This window comes from Micrococcus sp. KRD012 (assembly GCF_017168555.1).
Classification (GTDB): Bacteria; Actinomycetota; Actinomycetes; order Actinomycetales; family Micrococcaceae; genus Micrococcus; species Micrococcus luteus.
The window spans coordinates 99,257-120,357 of sequence record NZ_JABFBB010000021.1; the positions used below are offsets into that span (position 1 = coordinate 99,257).

Here is a 21,101-nt window from a genome sequence, read left to right on the forward strand (position 1 = left end):
GAGGGGAGGCGGCGTGTCGTGACCACTCTGCGCGGGAGGACTTACCGCTCAGCCCGCCGGCTGCGCCGCCTGCACGCGCAGGGACCGCCGCAGGGCGTCCGTGTGCTCCACGACCAGGCGCCGCAGGGCCCCCGGGGCGTCGGGGTGCTCGTCCAGCCAGCGCTGGGCCGCGGCCAGCGTCGGGTGCGACTCCTGCGCGTCCGCGTCGCCGGCCACCGCGTCCTGGCGGCCCGGGAACAGCCCGCCGATCGCGCGCGAGGCCAGCCCGTTGGATCGTGAGGCCCACACCGAGGTCAGGCGCGGCCAGAAGCCGGACTCGTAGGGGGCGAGGAGCTCGACCTCGCCCGCGGCGAAGCCGGCCGCCGTGGCCGAGAGCAGGTCGTTGGACAGCTCCGTGCCAGTGGCCGTGCGACCGGACATGACCGCCTCCCACGCCGCGGCCTTGACCTCGGCATCGGGGCGGGCGGCCGTGGCGAGGCGATGCCACGTGACCGTCTGGGCGGTGCGGCCGGCCTCGAGCTCCGCGTCCAGGCGGTCCTGGTCGGCCCGGCCGGTCGCGGCGAGGGCCTGGAGCACGAGCCAGCGCAGCTCCGCGTCGATCGCCAGGCCCGGCGCCGACGTCGCCGCGTCCTCGCCGAGCAGGGCGGCCTCGAGGGCCGCGGCCATCCCGACGTCGGCCCGCGCCAGCGTCGCCCACGTGCGGGCCGCGGTGCGCTGGCGGTCGGAGCCGGCCTCGAGCGTCCGGGTCTGTTCGGCCAGCACCTCGCCCACCAGGGCGCGCAGCGCGTCCCGGTCCTCGGCGCGGGCGTACTGGCCCACGGCCGCGGCGGCCTGCGCCAGCACCTGCGCGTGCACGCCCACGGTCGCGATCCGCGCGGACAGCGTCGCCATCGCGTCGAGGAACCGGGCGACCGGCAGCTCGCCGTCGCGGGTCATCGACCACAGGGCGGCCCACACGGTGGCCTCCGCGAGCGGGTCCGCGATGGGGTGGGTCAGGGCCGCGCGCAGCGACCCCGCGTCGAGCGCGACGGCGGCGTAGGTGAGGTCCTCGTCGTTGGGCAGCACGAGGCGGACGCCCCCGGGGACCTCGAGGTCCGGCAGGGGCACGGCCGCGCGCTCCGCCCCGCCCGGCACGTCGGCGGTGACCTGGGCGGTGCGGCGCAGGACGCCGTCCTGCCCGGGCGTGAAGACGCCGACCTTCAGCACGTGTGGGCGGAGGATCGACTCGCCCGTGACCGGGTCCGTGCCCTCCTGGCGCAGCACCGGGGCGTCGCCGTCGACGTCGACCCGCAGGCGGGGCACGCCGGAGGTGTGCAGCCACGCGTCCGCCCATGCGCGCATGTCCCGCCCCGAGGCGGCCTCGAGCGCGGCCATGAAGTCGGCGAGGGAGGCGTTGCCCCACGCGTGGGCGGCGAAGTAGCGGTGCGCGGCGTCGAGGAACGCCGCACGGCCCACGTAGGCGGCCAGCTGCTTGAGCACGGAGGCGCCCTTGGCGTAGGTGATGCCGTCGAAGTTCTGACGGGCGGCCTCGAGGTCGACGATGTCCGCGACGATGGGGTGCGTCGTCGGCATCTGGTCCTGCACGTACGCCCAGGCCTTGCGGCGGGACGCGAAGGTCACCCATGCGGTCCGGAAGTCGGTGGCCTCGTCCACGCCGAGGGCGCCCATGTAGTCCGCGAACGACTCCTTGAGCCACAGGTCGTCCCACCAGTGCATCGTCACGAGGTCGCCGAACCACATGTGCGCCATCTCGTGCAGGATCACGTTGGCCCGGCCCTCGTACTGGACCGCGGTGGCCCGCGAGGTGAACACGAAGTCCTCGGTGAAGGTCACGAGGCCCGGGTTCTCCATGGCGCCGAGGTTGTACTCGGGCACGAACGCCTGGTCGTACTTGCCCCACGGATACGCGACGCCGAAGAGGTCGTGGAAGAACGTCAGCCCCCGCTTGGTCACGTCGAACACGGCCACGGGGTCGAACGCGTCGGCCATCGTGCGCCGGGTGAACAGCCGCAGCGGCACGGCCTGCGCACCGCTGGCCGGGTGACCGTCCCAGGCGTCCTCCCACTGCGCATAGGGGCCGGCGAGCAGCGTCGTGATGTAGGTGGACTGGGGGAGCGTCGGGGCGAACTCCACCCGGACGACACCGTCCCCGGCCGGCGTCCGGGACACCTCCGGCCGGTTCGAGGCCAGCACCCAGTCCGCGGGTCCGGTGAGGGAGAAGGTGAAGGCGGCCTTGAGATCCGGCTGCTCGAAGTCCGGGAACACGCGGCGCGCGTCGGCGGGCTCGTACTGGGTGTAGAGGTAGACCTCGCCGTCAGCGGGGTCCGTGAAGCGGTGCAGGCCCTCGCCCGACCGGGAGTACACGGAACGGCCGACCAGCTCGACCACGTTCTGCGCCGCCAGGTCGGGCAGCAGCACCCGGGCCCCGCCCACGACCTCGGCCACGTCCAGCGCCGTGCCGTTGAGGGTCACCGACTCCACACCGCCGTGGATCCAGTCCAGGTGGGTCTGCGCGCCGGGCTCGGCGCACGCGAAGCGGATCACGGTGCGGACCGGATAGGTGTCGGTCGCGGCGTCCCGGGCGTCGGAGAGGTCCACGTCCACGACGTAGTCCTGCACCGTGAGCAGGCGGGAGCGGTCCGCGGCCTCAGCGCGGGTGACGTTGGTGGCGTCGAGGTCGGGGGTGGTGTCGGTCAAGGCGAGCCTCCGGTCGGGGATCCAGCGGGGACGGCGACGCGCGGACACACCGGGGCGTGCCCGCGCGTCGGCGGTGGTCCGGGACCGGCGGCCCGGGGCCGCGTCAGTGCGGCTTCGGGACGGGCTGGCCCTTGGAGAGCACCGTCAGGCCGGATTCTGTCACGGTGTAGCCGTTCGCCTCGTCCTCCGCCCGGTCGAAGCCGATGCGCGCGCCCGGGGGCACGACCACGTTCTTGTCCAGGATCGCGTTGCGCACGTGGGCCCCCTCGCCGATCACGACGGAGTCCAGCAGCACCGACTGCTCCACCCACGCCTCGTTGTGCACGCGCACGTCCGTGGAGAGCACGGACTGGGCCACGGTGCCCCCGGAGATGACCACACCCTGGGAGAGGATCGAGTCGTTCGCCGAGCCGGGGCGGCGGGTGGACGAGCGCACGAGCTTGGCGGGCGGGGAGACGGACTGGCGGGTGTAGAGCGGCCACTCGCGGTTGTAGAGGTTGAACTCCGGCCACGGCTGCACCAGGTCCATGTGCGCGTCGTAGTAGGAGTCCAGGGTGCCGACGTCCCGCCAGTAGTGCTTGCCGGCCGTGCCGCCGGGCACCTCGTTGGTGGTGAAGTCGTACACCCCGGCCTCGCCGCGCTCCACGAACAGCGGGATGATGTCCCCGCCCATGTCGTTGTTCGACTCGGGGTTCTCCTCGTCCTGGTTCAGCGCCGCCACGAGGGCGTCCGTGTCGAACACGTAGTTGCCCATCGAGGCCAGGAACTGCGTGGGGTCGTCCGGCAGGCCGGGGGTCGTCTCCGGCTTCTCCACGAACGCCGAGATCCGCGTCCTGTCCTGCGGGTCCGTCTCGATCACCCCGAACGAGGAGGCCAGCTCGAGCGGCTGGCGCACCGCGGCCACGGTCGCCTTGGCCCCCGAGGCGATGTGCTGGTCCACCATCTGCTGGAAGTCCATGTGGTAGACGTGGTCCGCGCCGATGACGACGACGATGTCCGGCCGTGCGTCGTGGATCAGGTTCATGGACTGGTAGATGGCGTTCGCGCTGCCCGTGAACCAGTCCTTGCCCCGGCGCTGCTGCGCCGGCACGGAGGCCACGTAGTTGTTCAGCAGCGTGGACATCCGCCACGTCTCGGAGATGTGGCGGTCCAGCGAGTGCGACTTGTACTGCGTCAGCACGACGATCTCGCGGTACCGGCTGTTGACCAGGTTGGACAGCGCGAAGTCGATGAGGCGGTACGTGCCGCCGAACGGGACGGCAGGCTTGGCACGGTCGGCCGTCAGCGGCATCAGACGCTTGCCCTCACCGCCCGCCAGCACGACCGAGAGGACCTTCTTCTGCACCATCTGCGTCACTCCTCGTGAGCCGGGTCGTCGCGACCCGCACGCGTGCTCTGGGCGTGCGGGGCATCCGTGCCGCCAGACTATCGACCCCCGCCGGGCTGAACTAGGTTGGGGGCGTGCGCATCGACATCGTGAGCAAAGAGTTCCCCCCGTCCATCTACGGCGGTGCCGGCGTCCACGTCGCCGAGCTGACCCGCGTCCTCGCCTCCCGTGCCGACGTCCGCGTGCACGCCTTCGGCGAGCCGCGCGACCCGGACTACCACGGGGCCCGCGTCCTGACGTACCCGAACCCGCCCGGGTTCGACGCCGCCAACGGGGCCGTGCAGACCCTGGCCACCGACCTCACGATCCTCGGCGACCTCGAGGGCGCCGACGTCATCCACTCCCACACCTGGTACGCCAACCTGGCCGGCCACCTCGGCAAGCTCCTGCACGAGACCCCCCACGTCCTCTCCGCGCACTCCCTCGAGCCGCTGCGCCCCTGGAAGGCGGAGCAGCTCGGCGGCGGCTACGCCCTGTCCAGCTGGGCCGAGCGCACGGCCTACCTCGGGGCGGACGCGGTCATCGCGGTCTCGGACGGCATGCGTCGGGACATCCTGGCCTGCTACCCGGACGTGGACCCGACCAAGGTGCACACGGTCCACAACGGCATCGACACCCAGGTCTGGACCCCGCAGACCGGCACCGCCGCACTGGAGAAGTACGGGATCGACCCGGACAAGCCCTCCGTCGCGTTCGTCGGCCGCATCACGCGCCAGAAGGGCGTGCCCCACCTGCTCCGTGCGGCCCTGCGACTGCCGGAGGACGTCCAGCTCGTGCTGTGCGTAGGCGCCCCGGACACCGCGGAGCTGGCGCACGAGGTGAACGGGTTGATCGCCGAGCTGCGGCGCACCCGCCAGGGCGTCGTCGTGATCGAGGGGATGATCCCGCGCCACGAGGTGATGGAGATCCTCACGGCCGCCACCGTGTTCGCCTGCCCCTCGGTCTACGAGCCGCTGGGCATCGTCAACCTCGAGGCGATGGCGTGCGGCACCGCCGTCGTCGCCTCCGCCGTGGGCGGCATCCCGGAGGTCGTGCAGGACGGCGAGACCGGCCTGCTCGTCCCCTTCGAGCAGGTCGACGACGGCACGGGGGCGCCCGTGGACGAGGAGAGGTTCGCCGCCGACTTCGCGGCCGCGCTCACCCGCGTCGTGGAGGACCCGGAGCGCGCCCGCGCGATGGGTGAGGCCGGCCGGGCCCGCGCGATCGAGCACTTCTCGTGGGAGACCATCGCGGAGCGCACGATCGAGGTCTACGAGGCCGTGCTGCGCTGAGCCCGCCCGACCACGCACACGGGCCCCCGCCACCGCGAGGTGACGGGGGCCCGTGTGCGTCCGGGGACGGCCACGGTCAGCCGCGGCGACCCCGCGCCGCCTTCTCGCGGGCGCGCACGGCCTTCTCATCCTCCGGCTCCTCGCCGGCGGCCCGGCGGGCCGTGAACCAGGCGTGGGCCTCCTCCTGGCGCTGGGTCTCGGCGTCCGTGGCCACCGCCATGCGCAGGTGCTCGGGCTCGAGGCCGAACGACTCGACGAGCTCGAGGGCGAAGGGGCGCAGCCGCTCGGCCAGCCGGTTGACGTAGCCGCGCAGGGCCCGGGCGCGCTGGCTCGAGACGCGGCCGTGGGCCACGAACCAGCCGAGGTCGTCCTCGATGAGGCGCAGCGCGAACAGGTCGCGCAGCCACGTCAGGACGGTCTTCGTGGTCTCATCCGTGATGCCCTCCAGGGCGCGGGTGAAGGCCTCCCACTGCAGAAGCTCGCCGTGGTTGCGGGCGGCCTCGATGAGCTCGTGCTGGCGCGTGTTGAACGCCTCCGCCTGCGCCGCCTGGCCCTTGCCCCGGGCCCCCGAGAGGGTGCCGGCGATGTCGGCGGTCTTGGCACGGACGCGCTCGGTGAGCAGCTCATGCTGGACGGCGGGGTCCTTGAACCAGTTCGCCGAGCGGCGCTCGGACCCGCCGTCGGCCACGGACTGGACGGCCTTGTGCAGGCCCGCACGGTGGAGGGCGTCCGAGGCCTGATGGACCACGTAGCGGGAGACGGCGCCCACATTGAGACGTCCGAACTCCTTCGAGTAGTCGGTCAGCAGACGCTTGCCCACGAGCTGCAGGAGCACCGTGTTGTCGCCCTCGAACGTGACGTACACGTCCAGGTCGGCGCGCATCTGGGCCACCCGGTTCTCGGCGAGGAACCCGGCGCCGCCGCACGCCTCGCGGGCCTCCTGCAGGGTGTCCAGGGCGTGCCACGTGGTCAGCGGCTTCACGGCCGCGGCGAGCGTCTCGAGCTCCTGCCGGTCCACGTCCGTGTCGGAGCGGCCCGAGAAGACGTCGTCGAACTTCTCGACGAGCTCGTTGGAGGCGAAGGCGTCCGCGTAGGCGCGGGCCAGGCGGTCGATGAGGCGGCGCTGGTGGTTCTGGTAGTCCAGCAGCACCTCCTCCCGCTGCGGGTCGGAGGCCTTGAACTGGCGGCGCTGCTCCGCGTAGGCCAGCGCACCGTGCAGGCCGAGGAAGGAGGCCGTGGTGGCGGCGAGGGACAGGGAGACGCGGCCCTGGACGAGCGTGCCGAGCATCGTGAAGAAGCGACGCCCGGGGGAGGCGATGGGCGAGGAGTAGGTGCCGTCCTCGGCCACGTCGCCGTAGCGGTTGAGGAGGTTGGTGCGCGGGATGCGGACCTGAGTGAAGTGCAGACGGCCGTTGTCGATGCCGTTCAGTCCGCCCTTGAGGCCGTCGTCCTCGCCGCCCACGCCGGGCAGGAAGGCGCCCTCCTCGTCCCGGATGGGGACGTAGAAGCAGTGCACGCCGTGGTTGACGCCCCGGGTGATCAGCTGCGCGAAGACCGTGGCCGCCCTGCCGTGCAGCGCGGCGTTGCCGAGGTAGTCCTTCCAGGCGCCCTTGAACGGGGTGTGGATGACGAACTCCTGGGTCGCCTCGTCGTACGTGGCGGTCGTCGCGATCGAGGCGACGTCCGAGCCGTGCCCGATCTCGGTCATGGCGAAGGCGCCCGGGACGCTCAGGTCCATCGCGCCCGGCAGCCACCGGCGGTGGTGCTCCGCGGTGCCCAGGTGCAGGATCGCCGAGCTGAACAGGCCCCACTGCACACCGGCCTTGATCTGCAGGGAGGGGTCGGCGAGCACGAGGTCACCGAAGGCGGCGAGGTTGCCGCCGTGGTTGTCCTCGCCGCCGAACTCGCGCGGGAAGGCGCGGTGGACCGCGTTGCGCTCCACGAGGACGCCCAGCTGCCGCAGGACGCGGGCGCGGTGCTCGTCCATGCCGAGCAGCGGGTCGCGCCACAGGGCGGGATCCTTGACCAGTTCGCGGGATTCGCGGCGCTCCGCGGCCCAGCGGCCGAGGAGGGCCTCCTCGAGGGCCGCGGCGTCGAGGGAGCCGGGCGTCGGCCGCTCGGGCGCGATCTCGGCGACGTCGGAGGGAACCTCGGTGCTGGGCGTCGAGGACTGGGGGGCGAGCTTCTCGTGGACGGTCATGACGATGCTCCTGTTCGTGAGTGGGGGCGGGCGCGGTCGGCGTCCGCCGCCGCGGGTTCGAGGGCGGCGCCGGGCGCGGCGCCGATGAGGCCGGTGAGCAGCCAGTCGGCGATGGCGCGGGCCATCGCCTCGACCGGGATGCGACCGGCGGCCGGGGTCCGCAGCCAGGTCTCGGCGGCGGCCCGGACGAGGCCGACGGCGGCGCGCGGCCACAGGGCGAGCGGGTCCGCCGGCGCCGGGGCGTGGCCCCGCGCGGCCATCCCGCGCGCCAGGCCCGACTCGAGCATGGCGTAGACGCGCTCGAGGAACGGGCCCAGCACAGGGGCCTCGGCCGCGGCGGGGGACGGGGCGACGGCGAACGCGTACACCTCGGGCGACGTCGCCGCGACCGTGAGATACACCTCGACCATGCGACGCAGCGCCTCGGGTTCGGAGACCGGTTCGTCCGCGACCTCGAGCAGGCGGCGCTCCATGTGGGCGGTGACCCGCTCGGACACCGCCAGGCGCAGGCCCTCGCGGTCGCCGAAATAGCGGTAGTAGACGGTCTTGGAGGTGCCCGCGTGGGACGCGATCTCCTCCATCGAGGCGTGTGCGCCCAGGGCGTGCACGGCCGACCGGGCGGCCCGGACCAGTTCCAGACGGCGCTCGGCGCGGTGCCGGTCCCAGCGGACGCTGCGACCGTCCCGGGCGGTGGACGTGACGGGATTCACGAAACCGAGCGTATCAGGTACTGTGGATCACAGTCACCCACCCCGCCGACGTCCGTATCGTCCGGGGTGACAACGCCCCCGCCGCGTCGGCGGTGGGCCCGCCGTCGAGAGGACCGTCATGACCCACCACGAGACCCCCGCGTCCGAGACCGCCTCCCGCCCCGCCGTCGCCGGCGGAGCGCTGCGCCCCGCCGTCATCCTGGGCGGCAACCGCATCCCGTTCGCCCGTGCCAACACCGCCTACGCCGAGGTCGGGAACCAGGAGATGCTCACGGCCACGCTCGACGGCCTCGTCGCGCGGTTCGGGCTCCAGGGCGAGCGCCTCGGTCAGGTCACCGCCGGCGCCGTCCTCAAGCACCCGCGCAACTTCAACCTCACCCGCGAGGCCGTCCTGGGCTCCGCGCTCTCCGCCGCGACCCCGGCCGCCGACGTCCAGGTGGCCTGCGCCACCGGCATGGAGGCCCTGGGCACCCTGGCCAACAAGATCCGGCTCGGCCAGCTCGACTCCGCCATCGGCGGCGGCGTGGACTCGATCTCGGACGCCCCCGTCTCGCTCTCCGACGGTGCGCGCCGCGTGCTGCTGCAGCTCAACACCGCCAAGACCACGAAGGACCGCCTGCGCGCCCTCGCCCAGCTGCGCCCCGGGCAGCTCGTGCCCGAGCCGGCCGGCGCGGGCGAGCCGCGCACCGGCATGTCCATGGGCGAGCACCAGGCCCTGACCACCCACAAGTGGGGCATCACCCGTCAGGCCCAGGACGAGCTCGCCGCGGCCTCCCACCGGAACCTCGGCGCCGCGTACGCCGCCGGGTACATGGACGATCTGGTGACCCCGTTCCACGGCCTGGCCCGCGACAACAACCTCCGCCCCGACTCCACGCCGGAGAAGCTGGCCGGCCTGAAGCCCGCGTTCGGTCGCCAGCTGGGGGACGAGGCGACCATGACGGCGGCCAACTCCACCCCGCTCACCGACGGCGCCTCCGCGGTGCTGCTCTCCTCCGAGGAGTGGGCCGCCGAGCGCGGGCTTCCCGTGCTCGCCGAGTTCGTGGACATGGAGAACGCCGCCGTGGACTTCGTCGACGGGCACGAGGGCCTGCTCATGGCCCCCGCCTACGCCGTCCCGCGCCTGCTGGCCCGGCACGGGCTCACCCTCGACGACCTCGACTTCGTGGAGATCCACGAGGCGTTCGCCGGCACCGTCCTGTCCACGCTCGCCGCCTGGGAGGACGAGGAGTACTGCCGCGAGCGCCTCGGGCTGCCGGGTGCGCTGGGCTCGGTGGACCGCGCCCGGCTCAACGTGCACGGCTCCTCGTTGGCGGCCGGTCACCCCTTCGCCGCGACCGGCGGCCGCATCGTCGCCCTGCTGGCCAAGATGCTGCATGAGAAGGGGGAGGGCTCTCTCGGCCTCATCTCCGTCTGTGCCGCCGGCGGCCAGGGCATCGTCGCCCTGCTGCGCGGCCGCTGAGCCCCGACCGACCCGATCCGAGAGGACCGACCATGACCGACCGTTACGGCACCTTCGTCGCCTCGCCCTTGGGCCGCCGCCTCACCGGCGCCCTGGGCCTGCCTCAGCCCGTCGAGCTGCGCCGGCACACCCCCGGCGACCCCGTGCTGCCCGGCTCCGTGCTCGTCCTGGGCGCGACCCCCGCAGCCGCGGACGCCCGCACCCTCTTGGCCTCGTGGGGCCTCGAGGTTGCCGACGCCCCCCGGGAGGGCGCCCGCCACGCGGCGATCGTCGCGTGCTTCGACGGGGTCGCCACGCCCGCGGACCTCGGCGCGGTGGCGCTGGAGATCGGCGGCGCGCTGCGCTCGCTGGGCTCCTCCTCGCGCGTGGTGACGGTGTTCGAGGACCCCGAGTCCGCCACGGACCCGACCCTGCGCGCCGCCCGCCAGGGCGTGACGGGCCTGACCCGCTCCATCGCGCACGAGATGCGCCGCGGCGGCACGGCCAACGGCCTGGTCCTGGGCGAGGGCGTTCCGCTCACCGCCCCCGGTGCGGCCGGCGCGCTGGCGTTCCTGCTCTCCGGCCGCGCGGCGTACGTCTCCGGCCAGTTCGTGCCCGTCGCCACCGCCGACGGCGCTGTCCCCGCCGACGCGGCGCGCCCGCTGGCCGGCAAGGTCGCCGTGGTCACGGGCGCCGCCCGCGGCATCGGCGCCGCCATCGTGCGGACGCTCGCCCGCGACGGGGCCGTCGTCGTCGGCGTGGACGTCCCGGCGGCGGGTGAGGCGCTGGCCGAGGTCGTGAACGAGGTGGGCGGCACCGCGCTCGCGCTGGACATCACGGCGCCGGACGCCGGCGCGCGCATCCTCGAGCACTGCCGCACCCGGCACGGCCGGATGGACGTGGTGGTGCACAACGCCGGGATCACCCGGGACCGGATGCTGGCCAACATGGACGCCGCACGCTGGGACTCCGTCCTCGCCGTGAACACCACGGCCCAGCTGGCCATGAACGAGGCCTTCCTCGCCGAGGACGCCCGGGACGTGGCGGGTCAGGGGCTGCGCATCGTGGGCCTCGCCTCCATCTCCGGCATCGCGGGCAACCGCGGCCAGACGAACTACGCGGCCTCGAAGGCCGGGGTCATCGGCCTGACCGCGGCGTCCGCCCCGGTCCTCGCGGCCCGCGGGGGCACGATCAACGCGGTGGCCCCGGGCTTCATCGAGACCGAGATGACCGCGAAGATCCCGCTCGCCACGCGCGAGGTGGGCCGGCGGCTCAACGCGCTGCAGCAGGGCGGCCTGCCGCAGGACGTGGCCGAGACGGTGGCCTGGCTCGCCTCGGACGCCGCCGGCGGCACCAACGGGGCCACACTGCGGGTCTGCGGCCAGTCGAAGCTGGGGGCGTGAGGATGCAGACCACGCAGCTGTCCGCCCCGCCCTCCCTCGGCCGGCTCTACGTCCGGGCCGCCGGGCGGGCCGCCACGGACGCCGTCGTCCGTCGGCGCCGTCCCCGCGAGCTCCCGGACCGTCAGGTGGTCGTGACCGGCCACCGCATCCCGGCCGAGGCCGTGACCGCGTGGCGCGGGGCCGTCGGGTCCGCGGATCCGGCGGACCTGCCCTCGGTCCTGGTGCACACCCAGGTGTTCGGCGCGGCCATGGAGCTGATGGCCGACCCCGAGTTCCCGCTGCCCCTGCCCGGGCTGGTGCACCTGAGCAACACGGTCCTGCACCACCGGCCCGTCCCGGCTGAGACCGCCCTGCGCGTCACCGCGCGTGCGGTGGGTCTCGTCCCGCACCACGCGGGCACGGCCGTGGACGTCGTCGTGACCGTCGAGGGGCCCGGCGACGACGGCGCGGAGGCACTGCTGTGGGAGGGCGTCTCCCGGTACCTCGCCAAGGGCGTCCACCTCTCCGGCCTGCGTCCCGAGCGGCCCGCCCGCCCGGACTTCGTGCCCCCGACGCCGACCGCCCAGTGGCGCTTCGGCACGGGGGCCGGGCGCCGGTACGCGGGCGTCTCCGGGGACTGGAACCCGATCCACCTGACCGGCGTCTCGGCCCGCCTGTTCGGCATGAAGGGCGCGATCGCCCACGGGATGTTCCTGGCCGCCCGGATGCTCGAGGGCCGGGAGCCGGCCGGCGCCGGGTTCCGCTGGCACATCGACTTCGAGGCGCCCGTCGTGCTGCCGACCACCGTGGCCGTCCGCTACGAGCCCGGGCCCGACGGCGGCACGCGCGTGTGCGGCTGGGATGCGCGGCGCCGGCGCCCGCACTTCTCCGGGGAGATCACTCCGCTCGGGTCCTGACGGCCACCGGGCCCGCGCACCGGCCCGCCGAGACTCGCTGTCTCGGCGGGCCGGTGCGTTCGGGCGGTCAGGCGTCCAGCCCGGGCGACCGCCGCGGCACGGCGGTGACGGCCTCGAGCAGCCCGTCCGCGTAGGCCTCCCACGAGTGACCGGCGGCGTGGCGCACGGCGCCGGTCCCCAGTGCCGCCCAGGCGTCACGATCCGCCAGGATCTCGGCCAGGGCATCGGCCCACGCCTCGGGGGTGCCCGCCGTCACGTGGCGGCCGGACACGCCGTCGAGGACCGCGTAGACCAGTCCGCCGACCCGGTGCGCCAGCACGGGCGTGCCGCAGGCCTGTGCCTCGAGGGCGACCAGGCCGTAGGTCTCGGACGCGCTCGGCATCGCCACGACGTCCGCCGCCCGGAACTGGGCGGCCAGGGCGGGCGCGGGCACCGGCCCGGAGAACGTCACCAGGTCGGCGACCCCCTCCCGCGCGGCCAGGCCCGCCAGGTCCAGCTCGTCGTCCCCCGAAGCGGCCCCGTTCACGTGCAGGCGCACCCCCGGGTCGGCGCCCGCGCCACCGGCCCGCTCGCGCAGCACCCCGAGGGCGGCCACGAGCAGGTGCGGGCCCTTGTGCCGCTGCACGCGGCCGGCGAACAGGACGCGCAGGGCCCCGTCGTCCTCCGGGGCGCCCGGCCACTGCGCGGCGCCCTCCGGCGTGAACGTCTCGAGGTCGGCCCCGGGGGGCAGCACCCGGGTGCGGGCGCGGGGCACGTCCAGCAGCTCGCGCAGGTCGGCGACCTCGGCGGCGGAGTTGACCACGAGCAGGTCGGCCCGCTCGGCGACCTCGCGCTCGGCCTCGATCCGCGCGGCCGGCTCGCGCAGCTCGGGGTCCTCGAGCATCTTCGCCGCCGCCGTGGTGTGCATGGTCTGCAGGTACGGGGCGTGCGCCGCCCGCGCCAGCGCCGCGGCGGTGGACCCGGAGAGCCAGTAGTGGCCGTGCACGAACGCGACGGGCGGGGCGTCCGCGCCACCGAGGACGGGACCGCCCGGCACGGCGTCCGAGGCGAGCCAGTCCAGGGCCGCGCGGGTGAACTCGGCGCCGAGTCCCGCCAGCTCCTCCTTGGGCACGGGAGCGGACGGCCCGGCGGCGAGGTCCACGACCGTGACCGGCGGGGCCTGCCCGCCGGCGTCCAGCATCCGGACCCGTGCGGCATCCGCTCCCACCGGCTCCTCCGCCCGGGTCAGCAGGATCATCCGCACGCCCCGGCGGGCCAGGGCCACGGCGGCCTGCCGCACGTAGACGTTCATGCCGCCGGCGTCGCCGCGGCCGGGCTGGGCCAGGGGGGAGGTGTGCAGGCTGACCCCGATCCCCACCGGCACGGACGCCCGCAGTTCGGCGTCCACGGCGTCGAACAGCCGGGCCGCCGACGCCGAGTCCGCCAGGTCCTCGACGGAGACCATCCGTCCGGCGCCGTCGCCGAGCGGCACAGTCCAGTTCGGGTACTGGTCCTGGAGGGTGCCGGGCTGGTTCTGGATGCGCCGCTCGCCCACGGCGTCCACGAGCGCCACGCTGTGCAGGGCCGAGGGCGCCTGCGCGAGCAGGCGGTGCAGGGCCACGATCTGGCGTTCGCGCACCTCGGGGCCGGCGTCGGGGACGTCCACGTCCGCCTCGGCGAGCAGCCCGCGCCGGGCCGCGGCGGCGAGGAACGCGCGCACCTCCTCCGCCGACCGGCGGCGTTCCTGGGCGACGTCCACGGTGTAGAGGCCCAGCCGTTCGCGCAGGTCCACCTGGACGCCCTCGAGGTAACCGGCCGTGGGCGGCAGGTCGTGCGTGTTCACCGCCGCCATGGCCAGCCGCCGGTAGCGCTCCGGCGGGGTGGGCTCGCCGTCCTCCTGTTCGAACCACAGGATCGACGTGCCGAGCACGCCGGCCTCGGCCAGGCGGCGCTGCACCCACGGCTCGAACGTGCCGAGGTCCTCGCCCACCACGACGACGCCGGCCCGCTCGGCCTCGAGCGTGAGCACGGCGAGCATCGCCTCGTGGTCGTATTCGACGTACGCGCCCTGGGTGGCACCGGCGCCCTCCGGGATCCACCACAGGCGGAACAGCCCCAGGACGTGGTCCATCCGGATGCCGCCCGCGCCGCGCAGCACGGTGCGCAGCATGTCCCGGAACGCGGCGTAGCCGGTCTCGGCCAGGCGGCGCGGATGCCAGGGGTGCTGCGACCAGTCCTGGCCCAGCTGGTTGAACAGCTCGGGCGGCGCGCCGACGGACATGGTCGGCACCAGCACGTCCCCGAGCATCCACGCGTCCGCGGTCTCGCGGGTCGCCCCGACTGCCAGGTCCACCATGACGCCCATGCGCATGCCGGCCGCCCGGGCCCGCTCCTGCACGCCGGCGAGCTGCTCGGCGGCGATCCACTGCACCCAGCGGTGCAGGTCGACGTCGGTCGCGCGTTCGACGCGGACCCGCTCCGCCTCGACCCCGCCCGGCGCCCAGGCCGGGTCGGCGAGATCGGGTCCGGTGCCGTCGCCGTCCAGCCGCAGGACGGACCAGAGGGCGAAGTCGTCCAGGCCCGGGCCGGCCTCGGCGCGGAACCGTGCGTAGGCGGCCTCGCGCTCGGGGGAGCGGGGCACCTCGTGCACGCGGCGCAGCGCGGGCCACAGGACGGCGGCGACGGCGGCCCGATCGATCCGGCCGGTGCGCTCCAGCTCCGCCTGGACGCGGGCGCCGGCCGACCGCAGCTCCGCCTGCTCCGCGGCGGGCAGGTCGGCGAACTCGGGGATCGAGGGCACGTGCACGACCAGCGCCGAGAGGAACCGACGGGAGACGGGGGAGTAGGGGGAGTCCGCCGGATGGGGGCCGGGCTCGATCGCGTGCAGGGGGTGCAGCAGCAGGAAGTCGGCACCGTGCCGGGCGACGATCTCGGCCAGGGACGCCATGTCCGCCGCGTCGCCGATGCCCCACGAGTCCGCCGAGGTCACCGAGTAGCCCTGCGCGGCCGCGCCCCAGCCGCGGCGCTCGAGGAAGGGACGCGCCGTGCTCAGCCGGGTCGGGGCGCAGACCAGGACCGCGGAGGCGGTGGAGCCGGAGCCGCTGGTCACCTCCAGCCGGTGCCAGCCCGGGGCGAGGTCGGCGGGGATCTGAACGTGGACGCGCTCGCGTTCGACGCCGTCCACGAGGCGGACCTCGGACACCGGCTCGCTCACGCTCACCTCGAGGGTCCGCCCGTCCTCCGTGCGCACGCGGGCCACGACCGGCTCGCCCGCGGCCACGTGGCACGGCACGGACAGGCGGTGGCCGGACCGGGCGGCCACGGTGGGCGGGAGCACGTCCCGCCAGGGGGCCGTCTCCGCCTCCTCCAGCGCCTCGGCCAGAGCGGCGACCCCGTCCGGACGGACCGACACCCCGAGGGCGGCGAGCACCTTCACGAGGGCCTCGTCCGGCACGGTCTGGGCCGAGCCGTCCTGCCCGACGTACTCGGGCTGCACCCCGTGGGCTCGCGCGAGCCGGTGCAGCAGTGCGGGGGCTTCCAGGGCCATCAGGTCCTCCATGCCGTCGTGCGGTTCCACCGACGGCGCCTGCCGTCGCACAGACACCACTCTAGAGGGGACGCCGGTCCGGGGAACACGCAGGGCCCCGGTCGTGACGACCGGGGCCCTGCTGCTCGACGAGCGGTGCGCGAGGGGGGACTTGAACCCCCACGTCCTTGCGGACACAGCGACCTCAACGCTGCGCGTCTACCAATTCCGCCACTCGCGCTCATCGGTGGAGCCCTGGGAGAGGCTCCGTCGCCCACCGCGTTCCGGTCCTGTCCGGTCCGTCCCGCTCCGGGCAACTCGAGAAAGATAGCACGGGTTCGGGCTAGGCTCAAAACCATGGTCGAGAACATCGAGAACCCCGCCCGCTCGCGCCCCGAGGACCGCGTCGTGGAGATCTGCCGCGACCTCATCCGGATCGACACCACCAACCGCGGGGGCAACGTCTCCGTCGGTGAGCCTGAGGCCGCGGAGTACTGCGCCCGGCTCATGACCGAGGCGGGGATGACCCCCCGCTTCTTCGAGTCGGCGCCGGGCCGGGTCTCCGTCGTCGGGCACCTGCCGGGCTGGGATCCGGAGGCGCCGGGGCTCGTCATCCACGGGCACACGGACGTGGTCCCCGCCGAGGCGGACGAGTGGAGCGTGGACCCGTTCGGCGCCGAGCTCAAGGACGGCATGATCTGGGGGCGCGGCGCCGTGGACATGAAGGGCATGGACGCCATGGTGCTCGCGGTGCTGCTGCACCTGGCCCGCACGGGCCGCCGGCCGCGGCGACCCCTGACGGTTGCGTTCTTCGCCGACGAGGAGGCCGGCGGCGTCTACGGCGCACGCTGGGTCGTGGACCATCACCCCGAGGTGTTCGACGGGTGCACCGAGGCGATCTCCGAGGTGGGGGGCTTCTCCACCGAGGTGCACGGCTCGCGCGCCTACCTCGTGCAGACCGCGGAGAAGGGGCTCGCCTGGCTCAACCTCACCGCGGAGGGCGCCCCCGGGCACGGCTCGGCCCCGCACCCGGACAACGCGGTCACCCGGCTGGCCGGCGCCATGACCCGCATCGGCGGGCACGAGTGGCCGCTCGTGTACACCAAGACCACGCGCGCGCTGCTCGAACAGGTGGCCGAGATCATGGGCGTGGACTTCGACGAGACGGACCCGACGCCGCAGCTCGACGCGCTCGGGCAGGCCCGTTCCTGGGTGGCCGGCACCCTGCGCACCTCGTCCAACCCGACGGGGCTGACCGCCGGCTACAAGCACAACGTCATCCCGTCCTCGGCCACCGGCACCGTGGACGTGCGCCTGATCCCCGGGGAGGAGGAGTCCGCCCTCGCCACGATCGCCGAGCTCGCCGGTCCCGACGTGACCATCGCACCCGAGCACCGGGACGTCGCCCTGGAGACCCCCTTCTCCGGGGACCTGGTGGAGCTGATGATCGCCTCGCTGCAGGCGGAGGACCCCGAGGCCCAGGTGCTGCCGTTCATGCTCGGCGGGGGCACGGACAACAAGTCCCTCTCCCGGCTGGGCATCACCGGCTACGGCTTCGCGCCCATGCGCCTGCCCGCCGACCTGGCCTTCACGTCCCTGTTCCACGGCATCGACGAGCGGGTGCCCGTGGACGCGCTCGAGTTCGGCTGCCGGGTGCTCGAGCGGATGCTGGAGCCGCGCTGATCCGGGCCGCGGGCGCGACGAGGGCCGGGGCGCCGTCGTCGCGCCCGCGCCTCAGACCGTCTGCAGGGTCGAGGCCACGCGCATCACCCGGCGGCGCATCCAGTAGCGGCGCGCCCCGTCACGGTAGTGCACGGAGCGCTGCAGCTCCCATTGGCCGTACTCCGCGTGCTCCACGAGGCGCCGCCGGGCGTCGGCGAGGGACTCGTGGGCGGCGACCGTCATCACCAGGTACTCCCACTTCTGTCCGCGGGAGATCGCGTCGAGGGTCGAGGACATCAGCTGTTCACGCACCCGCCCATCCTGGCAGACGGCGTCGGGTCCGGCGGCCGGTCCCGCACGGCCCACCCCTGGCCGCGTCACCGGCCACCGGGTTACCGTTCACCCATGAGCTCTGACGCCCGCATGGCCCTCGAGGCCCTCACCACCGCCCTGAACGAACACCTCGTGGCCGCGCAGAACAAGCGGGGCGAGGACGACCCCGCCGTCGAAGCCGCCTTCTTCGCCGTGGCCGACGCCTTCGAGGCCTACGAGGACGCCCTGTACGCGGACACCGAGGAGGTCACCCCGCTCGACCTCTTCGACGACGAGGACGACGACGACTGACCGTCCTGCTCGTGACGGATCGCACGGCCCCGGGTTCCCACCCGGGGCCGTGGCGTACAGTGACCCTCCGTGACGTGGATCGAAGCCATCATCCTGGGCCTGGTGCAGGGCCTCACGGAGTTCCTGCCCATTTCCTCCTCCGCCCACATCCGCATCGTGGGCGAGTTCCTGCCCTCCGCGACCGACCCGGGGGCGGCCTTCACGGCCATCACGCAGCTCGGCACGGAGCTGGCGGTCCTCATCTACTTCTGGCGCGACATCACCCGCATCATCGGCCGGTGGTGCGCCGCGGTCACGGGGCGGATCCCGCACTCGGACCCCGATGCGCGCATGGGCTGGCTGATCATCGTGGGCTCGATCCCGATCGCGGTCCTGGGCCTGCTGCTGGAGGACTGGATCGACACGGAGTTCCGGTCGCTGTGGATCACGGCGACCATGCTCATCGTGTTCGGCGTCCTGCTCGCCCTGGCGGACCGGCTCGGCCGTCAGACCAAGCCGCTCGAGAAGCTCACCGTGCGGGACGGCGTCCTCTACGGCCTGGCCCAGGCCCTCGCGCTGATCCCGGGCGTCTCGCGCTCCGGCGGCACCATCGCGGCCGGCCTGGCCATGGGCTACACCCGGCCCGCCGCCACCCGCTACGCGTTCCTGCTGGCGGTGCCCGCCGTGTTCGCCTCCGGCCTGTACAAGCTGTACACCTCGCTCACCGATCCCGGCACGCAGGGCCCGTACGGCATGGGGGAGACGCTGGTCGCGACCGCGATCGCCTTCGTGGTGGCCTACGCGGTCATCGCCTGGCTCATGCGCTTCATCAGCACCAACTCGTACCTGCCGTTCGTCTGGTACCGCATCCTCCTGGGCGGCGTCCTGTTCGCCCTGCTGGGCGCGGGCGTCATCAGCGCCTGAGCCCGCTCCCGCCGCCGGGCATGGCGGCCCGGCACCGCCGAACCACCCCGATCTGAGGAGTCCCGTGAAGTCCTGGAGCACCCCCGCCCCGCCCGCCGTGCCGAGCCGCCCCGACCGGCTGCGGCTGCACGACACCGCCACGGGACGGACTCGGCATCCGGGCAACGACGCGCAGCGCGCCTCGCTGTACGTCTGCGGGATCACCCCGTACGACGCGACGCATCTCGGCCACGCGAGCACCTATGTGGCCTTCGACCTGCTGCACCGCTACTGGCGCGCGGCCGGTCTCGAGGTCGCCTACGTCCAGAACGTGACCGACGTGGACGACCCCCTGCTCGAGCGGGCCGAGGCGACCGGCGTCGACTGGCGCGCGCTCGCCGAGGAGCAGACCGACCTGTTCCGTGCGGACATGGCCGCCCTCGAGGTGCTCGCCCCGGACCACTACGTCGGCGCGACCGAGGCGGTGGGCCTGGTGGTGGACGCCGTCGAGACGATGCTGGCGGCGGGCCGGGCCTACCGCGTGCCGGGCGGCGACGGCGAGCCCGACGGGGACGTCTACTTCGACGTCCGCGCGGCCCAGTCCGCGACCGACTGGCGCCTCGGGCAGGTCTCCGCGATGGGCCTGGACGAGATGGCCGCGGTGTTCCCGGAGCGGGGAGGCGATCCCGACCGCCCCGGCAAGCGCGACCCGCTGGACCCGCTGCTGTGGCGCGTGCACCGCGAGGGCGAGCCGGCCTGGGACGGTCGGTCGCTCGGCTCCGGCCGGCCCGGCTGGCACATCGAGTGCTCCGTGATCTCCCGGGCCCACCTGCCGGCGCCGTTCACGGTGCAGGGCGGCGGCTCCGACCTGCGGTTCCCGCACCACGAGTTCTCCGCCGCGCACGCCACCGCCGTCGACGGCCTGCCGCTCGCGCACACCTACGCGCACACCGGCATGGTGGCCCTGGACGGCGAGAAGATGTCCAAGTCCCTCGGCAACCTCGAACTCGTCTCCCGTCTGCGGGCGCGGGGCGTCGAGCCGGTGGCCGTCCGGGCGGCGATCCTCGCGCACCACTACCGGTCGGACTGGGAGTGGTCCGAGCAGGTGCTGGCCGACGCCCAGGCGCGGGTGGCCCGCTGGCGCGCCGCCCTGGACGGGCCGCATGCCGCCGCCGGCGTCGCCGTGCTGGACGCGGTCCACGCGGCGCTCTCGGACGACCTCGACGCCCCCCGCGCGCTGGAGGCCCTCGACGCATGGGCGGCCGGCACCCTGCCGGGCCTGGCCGAGGCCGCCGCCGACCCGGTGCCGGTCGTCGACGTCGTGGCGGCGCTGCTGGGTCTGCGCCTGCGCTGACCCCGCCGGGCGGGGCCGGGCGTCAGCGTCCGCCGCGCCCGCGAAGGTAGCGCTCGAACTCCCGCGCGATCGACTCGCCCGAGGCCTCCGGCAGCTGCTGGGTGTCCTGGGCCTCCTCGAGCTGCCGGACGTAGGCGGCGACGTCGGGGTCCTCGGCGGCCAGCTCGTCCACGCCGCGCTGCCAGGCCCTCGCGTCGTCCTCGAGCCCGCGCGTGGACACGCTCACGTGCAGCAGGTCCTCGACCGCCTCGACCAGCCCGAGCAGCGTCTTGGGGGAGGGCGCCTGGGCCACGTAGTGGGGCACCGTCCCCCACAGTGAGAGGCTCGGCAGGCCGCGGCGTGCGGCCTCGTCCGCGATGACGCCGATGATCCCGGTGGGCCCCTCGTAGACCGGACGGTCCGCGCCGACGGCCACCCGCACGTCCACGAGCGGCGAGGTCGGGCGGGCGCGCAGGGGCCGGGTGTGGGGCACGTCCGCCAGCAGCGCGCCCAGCGTCACGACGGCGTCCACGTCACGCGCGTCGGCCGCCGTGAACAGCTCCTCGAGGAACGCGCGCCACCGCACGTTCGGCTCCACGCCGACGGCGAGGAGCACACGCACCCCGTCCGGCGGGGCGGCCTCGCCCGCGACGGGCCGACCCTCACGGTCCAGGAGCGCCTCGTGCAGGGTGACCGCCGGCCAGTCCAGCGTCCCCAGCCCGTCGGCGTCGCGCCGGACCAGCGGCCGGGTGACCTGGTAGTCGTAGAACTCGCCGTCGCACACCCGTCCCGCGTCCGCCGCGTCCCACTGCTCCCGCAGCGCGCCCAGGGCCCCGGTCGCGGCCTCCCCGGCGTCGTTCCACCCCTCGAAGGCCAGCAACAGGACCGTGGGGGCCCGCCGCCCGGCCTCGAGCGCGTCCACGGTCGCCGTCAGGTGGGTCCGCAGCGGGCCCAGGACGTCGTCCGGCTGGTCCTCGGAGGTAGCGTCGGTCATGGCGGCCAGCCTAGACACGGCCCGACGACGGGGCCACGGCCCGCGACCCGCCCGGCACACCCCGGCGGCGGCGCTCGATAGGATGCACTCCATGCC

General features: G+C 74.5%; 15 protein-coding genes and 1 tRNA gene. 8 read left to right on the top strand and 8 right to left on the bottom strand.

Annotation, left to right across the window (positions count from 1 at the left end):
- Window positions 1–48 precede the first annotated feature (48 nt).
- Both pepN and glgC read right to left on the bottom strand, forming a co-directional pair.
- Window positions 49–2,697 carry an aminopeptidase N gene (gene pepN, locus J1M37_RS09065; protein WP_041103827.1) on the bottom strand — a complete coding sequence of 883 codons (2,649 nt, stop codon included), beginning with the start codon at window positions 2,695–2,697 and terminating at the stop codon, window positions 49–51.
- Between the two features lie 103 nt (window positions 2,698–2,800).
- Window positions 2,801–4,045 carry a glucose-1-phosphate adenylyltransferase gene (gene glgC / locus J1M37_RS09070; protein WP_206452460.1) on the bottom strand — a complete coding sequence of 415 codons (1,245 nt, stop codon included), beginning with the start codon at window positions 4,043–4,045 and terminating at the stop codon, window positions 2,801–2,803.
- 113 nt (window positions 4,046–4,158) lie between these two features.
- Between glgC and glgA the strand changes: the two genes are divergently transcribed.
- Window positions 4,159–5,355 carry a glycogen synthase gene (gene glgA / locus J1M37_RS09075; RefSeq protein WP_070709398.1) on the top strand — a complete coding sequence of 399 codons (1,197 nt, stop codon included), beginning with the start codon at window positions 4,159–4,161 and terminating at the stop codon, window positions 5,353–5,355.
- Window positions 5,356–5,431: 76 nt separating this feature from the next.
- On the opposite strand, the gene J1M37_RS09080 is transcribed toward glgA, so the two are convergent.
- Window positions 5,432–7,555: an acyl-CoA dehydrogenase family protein gene (locus J1M37_RS09080; protein WP_044658927.1), complete on the bottom strand. Its 2,124-nt coding sequence runs from the start codon at window positions 7,553–7,555 to the stop codon at window positions 5,432–5,434.
- Complete coding sequence (locus J1M37_RS09085; protein ID WP_041103822.1) at window positions 7,552–8,265, bottom strand: TetR/AcrR family transcriptional regulator; 714 nt, start codon at window positions 8,263–8,265, stop codon at window positions 7,552–7,554. The genes J1M37_RS09080 and J1M37_RS09085 overlap by 4 nt, the downstream gene beginning before the upstream one ends.
- Window positions 8,266–8,383: 118 nt before the next feature.
- Between J1M37_RS09085 and J1M37_RS09090 the strand changes: the two genes are divergently transcribed.
- The 3 genes from J1M37_RS09090 to J1M37_RS09100 are packed head-to-tail and all read left to right on the top strand — an operon-like array spanning window position 8,384 to window position 12,005.
- Window positions 8,384–9,727: an acetyl-CoA C-acetyltransferase gene (locus tag J1M37_RS09090; protein WP_041103821.1), complete on the top strand. Its 1,344-nt coding sequence runs from the start codon at window positions 8,384–8,386 to the stop codon at window positions 9,725–9,727.
- Between the two features lie 32 nt (window positions 9,728–9,759).
- Window positions 9,760–11,109 (top strand): 3-oxoacyl-ACP reductase, encoded by a 1,350-nt coding sequence (locus J1M37_RS09095; protein ID WP_049146795.1) that lies wholly within the window; start codon window positions 9,760–9,762, stop codon window positions 11,107–11,109.
- A 2-nt stretch (window positions 11,110–11,111) separates the two neighbouring features.
- Window positions 11,112–12,005, top strand: coding sequence for a MaoC/PaaZ C-terminal domain-containing protein (locus J1M37_RS09100; protein WP_041103818.1), 894 nt, complete (start codon window positions 11,112–11,114; stop codon window positions 12,003–12,005).
- Window positions 12,006–12,072: 67 nt separating this feature from the next.
- On the opposite strand, the gene malQ is transcribed toward J1M37_RS09100, so the two are convergent.
- Both malQ and J1M37_RS09110 read right to left on the bottom strand, forming a co-directional pair.
- Window positions 12,073–15,582, bottom strand: coding sequence for a 4-alpha-glucanotransferase (gene malQ / locus J1M37_RS09105; RefSeq protein ID WP_206452461.1), 3,510 nt, complete (start codon window positions 15,580–15,582; stop codon window positions 12,073–12,075).
- Between the two features lie 85 nt (window positions 15,583–15,667).
- A tRNA-Leu gene (locus J1M37_RS09110) sits at window positions 15,668–15,751 on the bottom strand.
- A 116-nt stretch (window positions 15,752–15,867) separates the two neighbouring features.
- On the opposite strand from J1M37_RS09110, the gene J1M37_RS09115 reads away from it, so the two are divergent.
- Entirely contained in the window at window positions 15,868–17,193 is a 1,326-nt protein-coding gene (locus J1M37_RS09115; protein WP_036384810.1) for a M20/M25/M40 family metallo-hydrolase, read from the top strand.
- A 51-nt stretch (window positions 17,194–17,244) separates the two neighbouring features.
- Here the strand turns inward: J1M37_RS09115 and J1M37_RS09120 are convergent, their stop codons facing one another.
- On the bottom strand, window positions 17,245–17,484 hold the full coding sequence (locus J1M37_RS09120) for a DUF5703 family protein (protein WP_036384809.1): 240 nt from the start codon (window positions 17,482–17,484) through the stop codon (window positions 17,245–17,247).
- Between the two features lie 93 nt (window positions 17,485–17,577).
- Between J1M37_RS09120 and J1M37_RS09125 the strand changes: the two genes are divergently transcribed.
- The 3 genes from J1M37_RS09125 (at window position 17,578) to mshC (ending at window position 20,032) form a co-directional block, all read left to right on the top strand.
- Window positions 17,578–17,796 carry a hypothetical protein gene (locus J1M37_RS09125; RefSeq protein WP_036315190.1) on the top strand — a complete coding sequence of 73 codons (219 nt, stop codon included), beginning with the start codon at window positions 17,578–17,580 and terminating at the stop codon, window positions 17,794–17,796.
- Between the two features lie 69 nt (window positions 17,797–17,865).
- A complete protein-coding gene (locus J1M37_RS09130) occupies window positions 17,866–18,699 on the top strand; it encodes an undecaprenyl-diphosphate phosphatase (protein ID WP_036315183.1) in 834 nt (277 codons plus the stop codon).
- A gap of 64 nt (window positions 18,700–18,763) precedes the next feature.
- Window positions 18,764–20,032, top strand: a complete 1,269-nt coding sequence (gene mshC / locus J1M37_RS09135) for a cysteine--1-D-myo-inosityl 2-amino-2-deoxy-alpha-D-glucopyranoside ligase (protein ID WP_036384808.1) — start codon at window positions 18,764–18,766, stop codon at window positions 20,030–20,032.
- Between the two features lie 22 nt (window positions 20,033–20,054).
- On the opposite strand, the gene J1M37_RS09140 is transcribed toward mshC, so the two are convergent.
- Complete coding sequence (locus J1M37_RS09140) at window positions 20,055–21,005, bottom strand: proteasome assembly chaperone family protein (protein ID WP_052833426.1); 951 nt, start codon at window positions 21,003–21,005, stop codon at window positions 20,055–20,057.
- Window positions 21,006–21,101: the final 96 nt, after the last annotated feature.